The sequence below is a fragment of the Laspinema palackyanum D2c genome, from assembly GCF_025370875.1.
Taxonomy (GTDB): domain Bacteria; phylum Cyanobacteriota; class Cyanobacteriia; order Cyanobacteriales; family Laspinemataceae; genus Laspinema; species Laspinema palackyanum.
Window position 1 is genome coordinate 573,063 of sequence record NZ_JAMXFD010000001.1, and the last position, 14,876, is coordinate 587,938.

The window sequence follows — 14,876 nt, forward strand, 5'->3', positions numbered from 1 at the left end:
CTGTCTCACGTCGAACAGACTGACCACCTCGGACCATCTAGGGCATTCTATGGTACCCTGGGTGCCGATCTCCTCAGTTTATAGCCACCCCAAGTAGAACTGATGGACTTGAACAACAAAAATGTTGCGAAACCCGTAACCCAGGGGGTAAATTTGTGAAATAATTTACAAATGCAAGGATTACAGATTCATAGAGGTTAAAAAATAAACATGACGACAAAAACTCCATCGGCACCGGCAAAGACCCCTGCATTTTGTGAGGGTATTCAATATTTTGGCGAACAATGGCCGGATTTCGACCGTTATGGCAAAGAACCGGCGATCGCCACGGGGAAAACTGCGATCGCCTCACCCCCGGACCACTCCGCTGCCTACCAGACCCTCCTGGCTGCCGACGCCCTGCGCTACCTGATCCTCCAAGTCACCGCCTCTAAAGCCTCCGGACACCCGGGCGGATTTGCCAGCGTTGCCGAGGGAATCGCCGCCCTAGTGATGCTCGGTCATAAAAACATTATCACCGAAGTCGGACACCATGCCCCGGGCTTCTACAGTAATATGTTCCTCGATCGCTCCTTAGAGCAAATGGGCATTCATACCGTCCAACAAATGCGCGATCGCTTCCGAGAGCACAAAGGACTCCTCGGACACCTCTCCGGACAAATTCCCGGACTCCTCAACCCCGCTGGACCCCTGGGACAAGGGCAGCATTTCGCAATGGCAGGGGCACTCCTCCATCCCGATATCCTCTTCCCCGTCACCATCGGCGATGGCGGCATCGGCGAACCCTACGTCATGAGTAGCATGGCGCATTTCCACACCGCCTATCCCGAAGTGACCAACTTCCTCCCCATCTTGGTGTGGAACGGCTATTCCCAGGAACATCACAGCATGGTGTCCACCAAACCCAACCAAGAGATGATTGAATACTGGGAAGGCAACGGCTTCCAGGAAATCATCCTCGTCAACGCCAAAGACTATGACGACGCCAACCAACCCGGAGAATATGTCGATAGCACAGCCTTTTCCTTCGAGAAACGGCTAGAATTTGCCCAAGCGGTCATCGAAGCCACGGACAAAGCCGCTAAATCCGCCCTGGGAGGCAAACTCACCGTTTTAATCATCAAACAACTCAAAGGGGCTGGAGTCCATGCCCTGGGGGCGAAATCCCATAACCTCTATGGACATCACACCCTGGATAACGCAGAAATCATCAGCGCCCTTCAAAACCGCGCCCTGAGTCCCGAAGCGTGGCAACTGGTCCGGACCAACTTTGAACGGGCTGCTGGGGGACCTGCCGCCAGTATTGTCAAAACTGAGTTTGAGTTAGCCTTGCCGGAGTTAGGCAAACTCCCCCTCCAGGAATATGCGACGGGTGAGAACCAAATCGCCACCACCGCAATGGGAGAACTTGTCGCCTATGTCGGCAAAAAAGACCCCAAATTTGTGATCACCAACGCTGATGGAAACGCCGCTTCCGGCATCAACAACATCAACGTTGCCCTCAAAATTATTCACCCCACAGCAGACGACGCCTATTTCCAAGGACCCAAGGGCCAAGTTTATGAACCCTTAAGCGAAGATGCCTGCGCCGGATTAGCGGCAGCTTTAGCCTTATTTGGGGCGCGGACCCTCTGGTGTTCCTATGAATCCTTTGCCATCAATGGTGTCCCCGTCTGGCAAACTGTCACCCAAGCAATGGCGGAATTACGCCGTCCCACCCCCAGCACGGTCACATTATATACCGCAGGGGCGTTAGAACAAGGACGCAACGGCTGGACTCACCAACGTCCGGAAATCGAAAACTACTTTGCCGCCATGATGCGAAACGGCAACGTTTTCCCCTTGTTCCCCCCGGATTCCAACAGCATCCAAGTCTGTTATGATTGGGCGCTAAGTACCCAAAATAAAGGGATTGTGATTACGGCGAGTAAAACCCCGTTACCGATTCGCACCACCTTTGAACAGACTCAACAAGCGTTACAAGATGGGGCAGTTGTCCTCCAAGAGATTCCCGGAGATAAAACTGTTGTGTTTGCGGTGATTGGGGATATGACCTTGATTCCCGTGTATGACGCCGCAGAGCAATTAAAAGCCCAAGGGATTGGGTCAAAGATTGTATCCGTTGTGAGTCCGCGCCGGTTGTATCGTCCCCATGATGTCGCTTGGGATACCTGTTCCCAAGCTGATGGCGGATTCTTGGATGATGCTGGGTTCGAGAAGTTCTTTGGCGGCGATGCCTTGATCGGGGTAACTGGGGGTGCTTCGGGAATGCTAGAACCGATTATGTTACGCAGTACCGCCAAGCGGGATGTCTTTGCCTGGAAACGGGGAGAGACAACAGCAAGTGCGACGCAAATCATGGAGTTTAATGGGTTGACTCCGGAGGCGTTAGCCAAGCGCGGGACTGAGTTGGTGGGTTAAAAGTGATTCGACCCTCAGCCTTCGGGCTGGGGGTTATTTTTAGCTGTTCATTGCCAATGCCGAGAAGCAATGGATAAAATAGACTGAAACCAGAGGTAACGGCGATGACAACACAACTCGCAGAAAAAATTATCCCCTTGCCGGAACAGCGGTTAATTCTTCCGGGATACCAGAGTTGGCAAAAATTCAAGGCAATTCAAGCCTTGATGGATCAGGTTGCGGGGGTGCGAATTTCTTATTTAGATGGGCGTGTGGAACTGATGACAACGGGGGAGCAACATGAGACTATCAAAACTATTATCGGTTTTTTACTAGAGCTTTATTGTTGCGAAATGGGGATTGAATATATCCCGGTGGGAAATGCAACGCGGGAGTCTGAAACTAAGGGGGTGTCTTTTGAGCCGGATGAATCCTATTATATTGGCGATCGCAAACCTCATCCCGATTTAGCCATTGAAGTTGTCATCACCAGCGGCAATCCCAAAAAACTAGAAAAATACAAGCGATTTGAAATTACAGAAGTCTGGTTCTGGGAAAATAACCAGCTTACTCTTTACCACTTTCGCGGGGAAGACTATGAGCAAATTTCTACCAGCGAATTGTTTCCTGATTTGGATATTGAATTGCTAGTCCGTTGTGTGCAAATGCCTTCCCGTCTTCAGGCTAGAAACGAATTTCTGCAAGGGATTCACCGACAATAATGATTAAGCCGGTGATTCTGGTAAACTGGGGGTAGTCTTTCGGTGTGTTCTATGGTTTGGCAACCGGGTACGAAAATATTTGGCGATCGCTACATCATCGAAAAGCCGATCGAAGTCGGCGGTTTGGGCATCACCTACTTGGTGAAAGACCGTCAGAGTCAACAGTTGGGGTTCAAAACCCTCAAAGATGAGGTGAGGTAATGACCGAGGCAGTGGAACCGGGCGATCGTCCCCAAACCGTGGCGGCAGGACTGCCCCTTTTGCCCGACAGTGGCGGGGGTTTACCGTCCTTCACGTTTGAGACTGTGCGGGTCAACCGGCAGGGAAAAATTATTGAGAAAATACCGGGTCAGGCGCGATTTTATCCCCAAGACTTGGGTCAGGGGGTGCGGATGGACATGGTACAAGTGCCCGGGGGAACATTTTTGATGGGGGCAGAAGAGGCGGAAATTGAGCAGTTAGGTAAAAAGTATAATAAGGATTGGTTTAGCTGGGAAATTCCTCAGCATTCTGTGCAGGTTTCGTCCTTTTTCATCGGCAAAACCCCCGTCACCCAAGACCAATGGCGCACTGTGGTGACGCAAGTGGGGAAAATTGTCTGGGATCTGGACCCGGACCCATCCGACTGGAAAGGGGGGAATCGTCCCGTTGAAATGGTATCTTGGTCTGATGCAGTGGAGTGGTGCGCCCGACTGAGCAAGCTGACGGGCAAAGAATATCGCCTCCCCAGCGAAGCAGAATGGGAATATGCTTGTCGTGCTGGAACAACGACTCCCTTTGCCTTTGGGGAAGCAATTACCACAGAACTGGCAAATTATGAGTGGAATAGCAATTACACCGTTGCTGAGGAAGCTACGGGGCAATATCGAGAAGAAACGACACCAGTGGCCAGCTTTCACCCCAATGGCTTTGGGTTGTATGATTGTCATGGCAATGTTTGGGAGTGGTGTTTGGACCCCTTTCATGAGAATTATCAGGGTGCGCCTAGGGATGGTAGCGTATGGGATGAGACCACAAAAAAGAATGAGAATCGTTATCAAAAGCCTTCGGCAAATTTGAAAGTTTTGTTAGAAGAAAGCGATAAAATCTATGTGCTGCGGGGCGGTTCTTGGGCCGACTTCCCGATTCACTGCCGTTCTGCCTCCCGCTACCACGGCCAGTGCGACGTCTTCGACAACATCCTGGGGTTTCGGGTCTGTCTTGTGGGCGCAGGACTCTTATAGCTCTTTACCCTTTAGCACTCTGCTCTTTTTTCCCCTTTACCCTCTTTTTGATTTCTTTGCGGGTTAAGAAACAGGGTTTCTGGGAGAGGCTAGAGGGAGCAGGGAGAGATACAAGAAACGCGGTTTCTAGGGGAATTTTCAACCCGGACCCCCTCCAGCATAGGAACTCCATTGTTTTAGGTAAAGGCTGTAAGATAAAGTCGGGAGGATAAACTATGGTTTCTCATCAATTATTAGAACTTGAACAGTCTATTCACAACTTGTCATTAGAGGATAAGTTATGGTTGCTTGATAAAATTTTTGAGCAAGTGCGGGGGACTGCTGAAAATGAGGAGGAAAGCTATCATCAAGAAAACATCGAATATGATGAGAGGGCGAAGCCGATTTGGGAAATTGCCGTAGAAATAGGGGCTAAAATCCCGGATTCTGAATGGGAAAAAGTACCGAGTGATTTGTCGAAAAACTTTGATTCATATCAAGGTTAGGGGAATGAGACGAGTTTTTGCAGATACAGGTTATTGGGTGGCTTTACTCAATCCCAGAGATGACTTGCATCAAAAAGCCCGAGATTTGTCCCAAACAATGGGGTTGCTCTATATTTTTACCAGTGAAATGGTCTTGGCTGAGGTGTTGAATGATTTTTCTAAACGGGGTAAATTTTTTCGCGAGGTGGCGATCGCGTTAATTGAAAGTCTCTATAACCATCCGAATGTAACAGTGATTCAGCAAAGTAGCCAGCAGTTTAAAGAAGGATTATTGTTGTACAAGCAAAGACCAGACAAAGAATGGAGTCTGACGGATTGCGTTTCTTTTAAGATTATGGAAGAATATGCAATTACAGAAGCCCTCGGTTACGACAAACATTTTGAGCAAGCTGGTTTTAATCCTTGATTACGCAATTAATTGTGAGCAGTTTGACTTGCGAAAACCTTGGCATGGGCGATGGGTGAGAGATACCGATTTTGTCTGTAGGGCAGATTTAGGTGTTATCTAACCTCTGCTATCCTTACATTTGTTCTGAGGAGATCTATCAGGAATGACGGTTTCAACAGTTTCTGCAAAAGGGCGAGAACAACAAGAGAAGCAGATTGCCCGATTTATTAAATTTAGTCTGATCGGGTCAGCGGTGGTGCATCTGGCGGCCCTGGCATTTGTGATGCCTTTGATTAATTTAAAATCGGAGGGAACTGAGGAACCGATCGAATTTATTGTCTTGGAAGAGTCTACACCAACAGCGGAAGACTCGATACCGGAACCGGAGGCGGTACCATCTGCCACTCCACAACCGATGCCGGAATCGGAGGCAATAGAATCTGCTACCCCGGAACCCACCCCCGAAATGATGCCGGAATCGGAGGCAATAGAATCTCCCACCCCAGAACCCACTCCGGAACTGATGCCGGAACCCGAGGCGATCGCCTCTGCTACCCTAGAACCCGAGGCAATAGAATCTCCTACCCCAGAACCTACTCCGGAACTGATGCCGGAACCCGAGGTAATAGAATCTCCCACCCCAGAACCCACTCCGGAACTGATATCGGAAGCTGAACCCCTGGATGCAGCGCAGGAAACCGCAGTCGCCGAAGTACCCGAAGCGATCGCCACGCCGAGCTCGGATTTGGAGGCAGAACCGTTATCCAGACAGAGGCCCCCGGAACCTATTGAAGACCCGGCCCCCATGCCGCCCCAGGAGATGTCTCCCTTTACGAATTCTTCCCCTTTGGACCCCGGGCATAATTCCAGAATTACTAATTCTCAGGACATCTCACAGGGTTCGATGGTGACGGAATCCGTTACTCCAGAACGACTGCCGCAGGTCCCCGACGTCAAGATTGTTCAGGAAACGTGGGGAGGGCCCTCCCCGGTTAGATATGACTCGCCGTTCAATCCAGGGGTGATTGTCACGGGGGAATCCGAGGACCCCTTTGAGTCGAATCTCGATCGCCTGTCAGAACCCTGGAACGAGACTGGGGGGACTCCCGAGGAAAATGAGGGTCAAGTCCCAGGGGGTGAGGCGGATTCCACCCTAGGCGAGACTAGAAGTTTGGGAAATGAGTCGGGACCGGAAGACAGTGCCTGTCGTCGTTGCGATCCGCCCCCCTATCCCCAAATTGCCTTCGATAATGCCTGGGAAGGAACGGTAATTCTGATCGCCGATATCGCCCCGGATGGGACGGTGATTTCAGTAGACATTCAGCAACCCAGTCCTTATCCGATCCTCGATAATGCGGCTAAAGAGCAAGTTAAAACCTGGATATTCGACCCTTCAGAAGGGGGTCAACAGGGGCTGGTGATTCCAGTCCTGTTTGCACTTTAAAGCTGTTATGTTGCTGAAAATAGAGGAACAGAAATGATGGAGAGTGGAAATTGGCAGGAGTGGGTGACGGTTTGGGGTTATCTGGGCTTTACCCTGTTCATTATGGGCTGTATTTGGGTGGCGGGGAAACGATAAGCGATCGCCGGGATGCGATCGCTAATCCTTACGGTTCGCTCATTTTTAATTGAGTTTTTGACAGGGCCTCCGAGTGAATGAGGGTTACAGACTTCCTCGGTGGCTCTTGACAAAAACCCCTGGATATGCTTTCCCGGCTTCCGTTACGGGTTTGTTCTCAACATCAAAGCCAAAACTCTATATATAGTGTTTTGGAATGCTTCAAACCCATAAGGGAACTCCAAAAAATTGCCTGCTTGGTTGAGGGCAGAATTTACGATGATAAGCTACCCCTTAAAATGCGGAATGTGCGTTGGGAGTTGGGAGGAACTTGCGGCTCCTCAGATGAACTTGAACCAAATTTTCCGGCATCATTGGGGTTTGGTCAAACGGCGACTGGCTTAATTTACAAAAACATATACCTACCAATCCTCAAATTTACACTCTCCTAAAAAATACTCCTTAAGATAGATGTCGATACAAATCAAAAAATTATCAATAGAGTGGGATGCAAATTTTTGTAACCCCGATTTATTGATAACGTCCAAGATTGGATATAGCATCACCCTAATTTTCAGACAAAGGAACAGCAAAAATACTTAATGATACCTGAATAATTATCAAAAATGAGTCTTTTTGCTAAAGCCAAGTTAAAACTCTAAGTTATTAGAAAAGGTGAAATTATGGCTCACAAAAAGCTCCCCAAATCTTCAGTTAAAACCTCTCCAGCCTCGGGAACATTTCAGGCTCCTCGTCCTTTCAGCGAACGAAAGTCCCCAGGTGTTGCTCAAGATGCGCCACAACAGGACATTCAGCGTTCACTGTCAAATAGCAACCGTCTAGGACAAATTTCTATCTATCCACCGACCTCTGAAGCACCCGTCCTGCAACCTAAGCTAACAATTGGCGCAGCGAACGACCACTATGAAAAAGAAGCTGACCAGGTGGCTCATCAAGTTGTCACAAAAATTCATAGTCCAGCTTTTCGCACTCCTCAGCCTCAAGCCAATGAGTCCATTCAGCGACAAATTGGGCCACGCAGTGCAGTGATGAGAAAGCCGACAGGTCAGGGTCAATCTGTAACAGCAACCCCTGATTTAGAAGCCTCCATTCGAGCCGCCCGCAGCAGTGGACATCCAATCAGACCGAGCATTAGAGAGCCGATGGAGCAAGCATTTGGCTCAGATTTTAGTCAGGTTAGAATTCATAGCAACGCGCAATCGGACCAGTTAAATCGCTCCATTCAAGCTAGAGCCTTTACCACCGGGCAAGATATTTTCTTTAGGCAAGGCGAATATAATCCAGATAGTAGAGCAGGGCAAGAATTGATGGCCCATGAGTTGACTCATGTGGTCCAGCAAACAGGCCAGATCCGCAGACAAACAGTTTCAGGGGGTAGTCGCGCTAGAAGAGATCGCTTGCGTACTGAACAGCCTAGACCGTCTAGAATCATCCTAGGAGAAGAGATCCAAATTCAGGCTAGACCTGCTACAGATATAGTTATTCGGTTGCAAGATGAAACAGGGGGAGGAGTGCGAGCTATTACTCCTTCAGAAGTAGCCAGCATAAGGGTTGGGATTTTAAATGAGGATGGTGTTCAAGAAGATGGTCTATCTAGCCAATGGGATAGAGATAGAGGTTCTATTGTACTAGATGAAAGTCCTCCTATTAATCAAATCCTTGGTAGTAGCATTACCCCTGATGAAGCCTTACGCATTCAAGAGGAAAATTTCCCGGAAGAGCGTTGGCTCCCCTTAACATCAGGAGGAGTAATCAGATTCACAGAACGTGCTCTACCCGCTCGCTTTCAAGTTCAAATTCGGATTGATTTCAGGAATGGAGAGAGTGTTACGCGAATAGCCACTATTCAATCAGGAGGTGATACATCTACTTCAGGGGAAACAGTTATTGAGAATGAATATCGAGAACTTAATTTCCGTTTTGTCATTCAGGGTGATGTTGGTACAACCACAACCCAAGAAAGCCAAAGTGATGCCATAACAGGTCAAGCCCAAATCGGAAGAGGTCCTAATGGCGTCGCCATGACTGGAACCGTAGGAGGCACAACAACAACAACACGTGGTCGTTCTGTTAGTCGTCAAGGTAATAGATACAGTTTTCAGCTCTATAGGCTACAGAGACGTTGAATTAAAATTCTCCAACAGTGCGATCGCCCACTCTTTCATCTTGATCTAAGACCACGCAACCCAACAACTTACGGTTCGCTCATTTTTAATTGAGTTTTTGAGATGGCCTACAAGTGAACGAGGGTTACAGACTTCCTGAGTGGCTCTTGACAAAAGTTAGTTTTTATGTATTTTAGGCCGGAGTTAGGGGTTTGTTCTCAACGTTCAAGCCCCAGCGCTATATATAGTGTTGGGGAATTCTCCGAACCCCTAAAAAAAATGCGCGAACGGCAATCTAATAGGTGCGGTTGAGGAAATTGGAAAAGTTGCTACCCAGTCTGGCGTAGACAATGCCAAAATTGAAGTAAGAGACTGGCTTACTCATTCGACCCTATTCGGCAATGAAACACCATCACGAAGCTCTCGACGGCAATGAAGGGCGATCGCATCAACTTCTGGCAGCCCTTCCCGTGGGGGTGGCCCTGATTAACCCCGAGGGCAACCTCGCTTATACGAATCATTCTTTCCAACAGTTGCTGGGGGCAGAAATTTGGTCTGGGGAGGAGAACCCCGGACCGAGGATGCCTTCCTGGGGAGGTCCTCACCTTTGGCGGCGATCGCTTTTAGGAGAACCCCTGACCATTGAGACCCTCCACCGGAATCACCAGGGTGAGAACATCGCCCTAGAACTGCGATCGGTGCCGGTTTGGGATCAGAGTGGCACAATTACAGGGGCGCTGATGACGGTTGCTGAGATTGGCGATCGCTTCACCCCTGGAAAACAGGCTGCTGACCCCGTTGCGGAAGCAAGTCCTCCGCCAAGGAGTCAAGCCACTTTACATAAATTATCGACAACGGTTCTGGAAAATTCGGAGATTTTTATTTATGGTGCTCAAACTTCCAGGAATCATTCTTGGGAGTATCAATACTGTTCTCCCAGTGCCGAGGCAATTTTTGGCTATACAGCGACTGAGTTATTAACCCAGCCCGGTTTATGGTGGTCGCACATTCACCCCAAAGAGAGAGCAGCCGTCATCCAACCCGCCTTAGAACAACTCAAGGGTTCCGATAAACTGACCTTGGAGTACCAATTTCAGCATAAAAATGGCAGTTGGCGTTGGATTTCCCAAAGTTTCACTGTGCAACCCGAGGCGGGAACTGATGCCGGGTGGGTGACTGGAATTGCCTTAGATATTACCGAACGCAAACAGGCTGAGAAAGCCCTGCGGGAAAGTAAACAGCGTTATGCGGCACTGGCGCAAGCTTCACCTGTGGGGATTTTTCGCACGGATCTCCACGGCAATTGCCTCTATGGGAATGAGCGCAGTTTTGAAATGATTGGCTTATCGGAAGCCGAGTCAATGGGACCGGGGTGGATGAGCCGGTTACACCCCCAGGACCGCGATCGCGTGATGGTGGCTTGGTTGAATTTTGTCCAGCAGGGGGTTCCGTTTAATTGTGAGTACCGCTTTCTGCGACCCGATGGCATCGTCGTTTGGGTCGTTGGACAAGCGGGGGTGGAAAAGGATGGAGAAGGAAAGCCCGTGGGGTATGTCGGCACGATTACGGATATCACCGAACGTAAACAAGCCCAAGCCGCGTTGCAAACGTCAGAGGAACGACTCCAAGCCTTGTTAGAGAACGCCTCGGTGATGATTTCCAGTGTCCGATTGTATGGCGATCGCACCTGGGAGTATGAGTATATCTCCCCGGGGGCTGCTGCCTTGGTGGGATTCACGGCATCAGAACTGTTAGCAGAACCGGACCTCTGGCTATCGCGGGTGCCGAGGGAGGATGTAGATGCCGTCAGGGTTAATTTTAAACGGGTCTTGGTGGAAAATGCGATCGAAGTCGAATATCGGTTTCAGCATAAAAACGGCGAGTGGCGGTGGTTATTACAAACCCTAATTTCCCGATGGGATGAAGCGGAAAACTGCTGGATGATTACTACAGTCACTCGGGATATTACGGAACGGAAACAAACGGAACAACTGCTGGCGGATTATAATCGGACCTTGGAGATGCAAGTGCGCGATCGCACCGCTGAACTCGCCCAAATCAATCACCGCTTAGAGCAAGAAATTCGCGATCGCCAGGAGGTTGAAGCCTCCCTCCGCAAAAGCGAACAGACTTTATCTGCCATTCTGGAAAACGTTGGAGCCTGCATTTATATCAAAAATTTAAACAGTCAATATATTTATATGAATCGCGTCGGGGTCGAATGGCTAGGGGGAGTCAAAGACGAAGTGATCGGCTTTGATGATTTTAAGTTTTTCTCCCCAAAAATGGCACAGTTTATGCAAGAAAAAGACCGAGAAGTGATTCAAACGGGGTCAATTATTCAATCTTTTGATATAGGATTTGTTTCCCATACCAATCAATTGCACCACTATTTAACCCTCAAAGTTCCCCTCAAAAATCCCGATGGGAGCATCTATGCTATTTGTGGAATTTCCACGGATATTACAGAACTCAAACAAACTGAACAAGCGCTGCGTTTAAGCGAAGAACGGATTCAGGCCCTTTTAAATGCGATTCCCGATATAATGTTCCGGCAACGGATTGATGGCACTTATCTGGATGTGCAGTCTCAAGAACCGATTTTTAATCTCCTCCCCAAAGAGCTAATTGGCAGAAATTTGCGCGAGTTTCCCATGCCTGAATCCATCAAAACCGATTTATTTGAGCGGTTCCAACGGGCGGTGCAAACTGGAACCTTGCAAATTTACGAACATGAACTGGAACAAGAGGATGGGGTACATAGCTACGAAGCGCGCATTGTCAAAAGTGCGGTAGATGAGGTGGTTTGTATCGTCCGAGATGTCACGGAAGGCAAGCGTGCAGAAGCGGCTTTACATGAAAGCGAAGAACGGTATCGTTCAGTCATTGCAGCGATGGCGGAAGGGGTTGTCTTACAGGAAGCCAGCGGAGAAATTCGCACTTGCAATGCCAGTGCCGAACGGATTCTGGGGTTATCTCAGGAACAAATGACGGGAAAAACTTCCCTAGACCCCGGCTGGCGGGCAATTCGCGAAGATGGGTCTCCGTTTCCTGGACCTGAACATCCAGCAATGGTGACCCTAGCAACCGGGAAACTTTGTGCGAATGTGATCATGGGGGTGCATAAACCCGATGGCAGTTTAACCTGGATTTCTATCAACTCCCAACCGTTATTTCACCGGGGGGACGACCGGCCAAGGGCGGTGGTAACCTCGTTTTCTGACATTACCGATCGCTTCGAGGTGCAAAAAGTCCTGCGCGAAAGTGAGGCCCGCTATCGGGCTATTTTAGAGGACCAAACTGAGCTGATTGTGCGATTTTTGCCCGATGGCATGGTTACCTTTGTGAATGAAGCGTTTTGCCGATTTTTTGGGGTGACCCGAGATGAGGCGATCGCCCATCACTATGAACCGGCGATCGTGGCAGAGGACCGGGAATCTGTCGCCCGATGTCTGGATGAAATTTCGCCGCAAAATCCCGTGGTGACCTTTGAAAATCGGGCGATCGCCCGGGGAGAACGGCGCTGGACTCAGTGGGTGACTCGCGGCATCTTTGATGAATCCGGGCGGATTTTGGAATACCAAGCGGTGGGACGGGATATCAGCGATCGCAAACAAATCGAAGAGGCGTTAAGCACCAGTCAGCATTTTCTCCAAAAAGTCGCCGATGCCATTCCCCATATTTTATATTTGCGCGACCTTTCTACCAACACCAGCGTTTATCTCAATCAGCAATCCCTCGGGATTTTAGGGTACTGTCCCGCTGAACTGGGGGATACCAACCCGGAGTGGTCTCTCGAACGCTGTCATCCTGAGGATCAAGATCTGTTCTCCCAGGGAACTGCTCGTTTTCTCTCGCTTCAGGATAGTGACGTCCTGTCTACAGAATACCGATTTCGGCACAAAAAAGGGGATTGGCGTTGGTTGAATGCCCGAGAAGTTGTCTTTTCCCGAGATCCCCAGGGAGTCCCCACTCACATCCTCGGTTCTGTTGAGGATATTACCCCCCGTAAACTGGCGGAAACGGAACTCGAACGGGCCAAAGATGCCGCCGAAGCAGCCAACCGCGCTAAAAGTGCCTTCCTGGCCAATATGAGTCATGAATTAAGAACTCCCCTCACAGCTATTTTAGGGTTTTCCCAACTGATCAGTGCTGCCGCCAATCTCACCCGAGAACAGCAAGAGCATCTCAATATCGTTCGCAAAAGTGGGGAACATCTCCTCGATTTGATTGAACGGGTACTGGACCTCTCCAAAATTGAGGCGGGGACGATGACCCTGAGTGAAAATGATTTTGACCTGTACAGGTTGTTAATCGATGTGCAGAATATGTTTTCTTTGAAGGCGAAAGAAAAGGGGGTAGCACTGACGATGAATTCCGAGGTCAACGTCCCCAATTACATTAGAACTGATGAGGTTAAATTACGGCAAATTTTGATTAATTTGCTGGGAAATGCGATTAAATTTACCGCTGAGGGTCAGGTGTCTTTACGCATCAGCCGAGTGGGTAAAGAGTCGGAAAACGGTTCGGTTCCCGGTCAGGCTCCATCGAAAATTTGCTTTGAAGTTTCCGATACAGGAATCGGCATAGACCCCAGGTACTTTAAACATCTTTTCAAACCCTTTGCTCAAACCGAAGCGGGGATGTATTGTCAAGAAGGAACAGGTCTGGGGTTAAATATTAGCGCTCAGTTTATCCGATTAATGGGGGGGAATATCTCCGTCCAAAGCGGTGGCAAATCCTATACGGAAGGGGAGCAATCTTGTGAAATGATTAGAGAGGCCAACTCCTCCGTTGGGCCAATTACTACCTTTAAATTTGAGATTCCGGTCCGGGTCGTAATCGGGGGTGACATTCTCCGAATTAATCCCTCTCCCCTGGAGCGATCTATCCCTCCGCAACAACCGGGCTACCGAATGATTGTGGTTGATGATCACGATTATAACAGCCAACTGTTGATGGAAATTCTCCGACCTTTTGGGTTTGAATTAAGACAAGCGTTTAACGGGGAAGAAGTCCTGGAAATGTGGCAGCAGTTTTTACCCCATTTAATTTGGATGGATATGCGAATGCCTAAAATAGATGGGTATGAAGCGACCCGTCGGATTAAAGCCTATTGTCGGAATCATCCTGAAATTCCGGTTCCGGCGATTGTCGCCATTACTGCGAGTGCTTGGCATTTTGATAAATCAGAAATTTTCGCGGCAGGTTGTGATGGGTTGATTCGCAAACCCTTTCGAGAAGTGGATATTTTTGAAGCGATCGCCACTCATTTAGGGCTATCTTTAATTGACCCTCATAGAATCCCAGGGTCTGCGCTTCCCCAAGAGGAACCCATCGCACTGAAAGCATCGGACCTCACGAATATTCCTCGGGAATACCTCGACAGTTTATGGGATGGTTTAGTCCAAGGGGATTTAGAACGGATTGCCGAGGCGATCCAACAAGTGGGTTTACAAGAACCCGCTTTAGCCGATGCTCTCCAATCTTTAGCAAATCAGTATCAATTTGAAAAGTTACTGGCGCTTATTTCAAGTTCAAGTCACAGATAACGGTTTTATTCAACTACTATTTAAGCTAAATAAAGGGTTGATTTTAGTTATCAAACATTTTTTTAATTCAGTAGTTAAAATATTATAATTTCCTTTTTTTAGCCGCAACAATATCGGTTACATCCAGTTTTTTAGGCCCAAATGAGGTGGAAAATTACTTCAGAAAATCACTCTATTTAATCTAAAAAAATGAAACGGGATATTAAGGGCTTTATGGGTGGACTTTTTGCGAGAAAAGCGGTAAAATCCAATTAGGGCTGGCAATGCCGGGAAAACAATCCACGGGTCCTAAGAGCGCGCCACGGTTGCTGAATCGGGAAACCAGGGGCGATCGCCTCCCTCAACCTCCAACCCAGACTAGGTGTAATCATTCCATCCCATTGGCGACGGGGAGCATCGGAACTTGGTGGGGTGAATCGAAG

General features: G+C 48.8%; 9 protein-coding genes. All 9 read left to right on the forward strand.

Annotation, left to right across the window (positions count from 1 at the left end; genetic code table 11):
• Positions 1–210 precede the first annotated feature (210 nt).
• The 9 genes from NG795_RS02470 (at position 211) to NG795_RS02510 (ending at position 14,454) form a co-directional block, all read left to right on the forward strand.
• On the forward strand, positions 211–2,421 hold the full coding sequence (locus tag NG795_RS02470) for a phosphoketolase family protein (RefSeq protein WP_367287074.1): 2,211 nt from the start codon (positions 211–213) through the stop codon (positions 2,419–2,421).
• Positions 2,422–2,525: 104 nt separating this feature from the next.
• Positions 2,526–3,122, forward strand: coding sequence for a Uma2 family endonuclease (locus tag NG795_RS02475; RefSeq protein ID WP_367287075.1), 597 nt, complete (start codon positions 2,526–2,528; stop codon positions 3,120–3,122).
• Positions 3,123–3,173: 51 nt separating this feature from the next.
• Positions 3,174–3,323, forward strand: a complete 150-nt coding sequence (locus tag NG795_RS02480; RefSeq protein WP_367287076.1) for a hypothetical protein — start codon at positions 3,174–3,176, stop codon at positions 3,321–3,323.
• Complete coding sequence (locus NG795_RS02485; RefSeq protein WP_367287077.1) at positions 3,323–4,345, forward strand: formylglycine-generating enzyme family protein; 1,023 nt, start codon at positions 3,323–3,325, stop codon at positions 4,343–4,345. Before NG795_RS02480 ends, NG795_RS02485 begins: the two co-directional genes overlap by 1 nt.
• A 215-nt stretch (positions 4,346–4,560) precedes the next feature.
• The gene (locus tag NG795_RS02490; protein ID WP_367287078.1) at positions 4,561–4,830 is read left to right on the forward strand and encodes a hypothetical protein; all 270 of its coding nucleotides are present in this window, start codon (positions 4,561–4,563) and stop codon (positions 4,828–4,830) included.
• Positions 4,831–4,834: 4 nt separating this feature from the next.
• A complete protein-coding gene (locus NG795_RS02495) occupies positions 4,835–5,236 on the forward strand; it encodes a type II toxin-antitoxin system VapC family toxin (protein ID WP_367287079.1) in 402 nt (133 codons plus the stop codon).
• A gap of 145 nt (positions 5,237–5,381) precedes the next feature.
• Entirely contained in the window at positions 5,382–6,662 is a 1,281-nt protein-coding gene (locus NG795_RS02500; protein ID WP_367287080.1) for an energy transducer TonB, read from the forward strand.
• A 797-nt stretch (positions 6,663–7,459) separates the two neighbouring features.
• Positions 7,460–8,923, forward strand: a complete 1,464-nt coding sequence (locus NG795_RS02505) for an eCIS core domain-containing protein (protein ID WP_367287081.1) — start codon at positions 7,460–7,462, stop codon at positions 8,921–8,923.
• A 380-nt stretch (positions 8,924–9,303) separates the two neighbouring features.
• Positions 9,304–14,454, forward strand: coding sequence for a PAS domain S-box protein (locus tag NG795_RS02510; protein ID WP_367287082.1), 5,151 nt, complete (start codon positions 9,304–9,306; stop codon positions 14,452–14,454).
• The last annotated feature ends 422 nt before the right edge of the window (positions 14,455–14,876 follow it).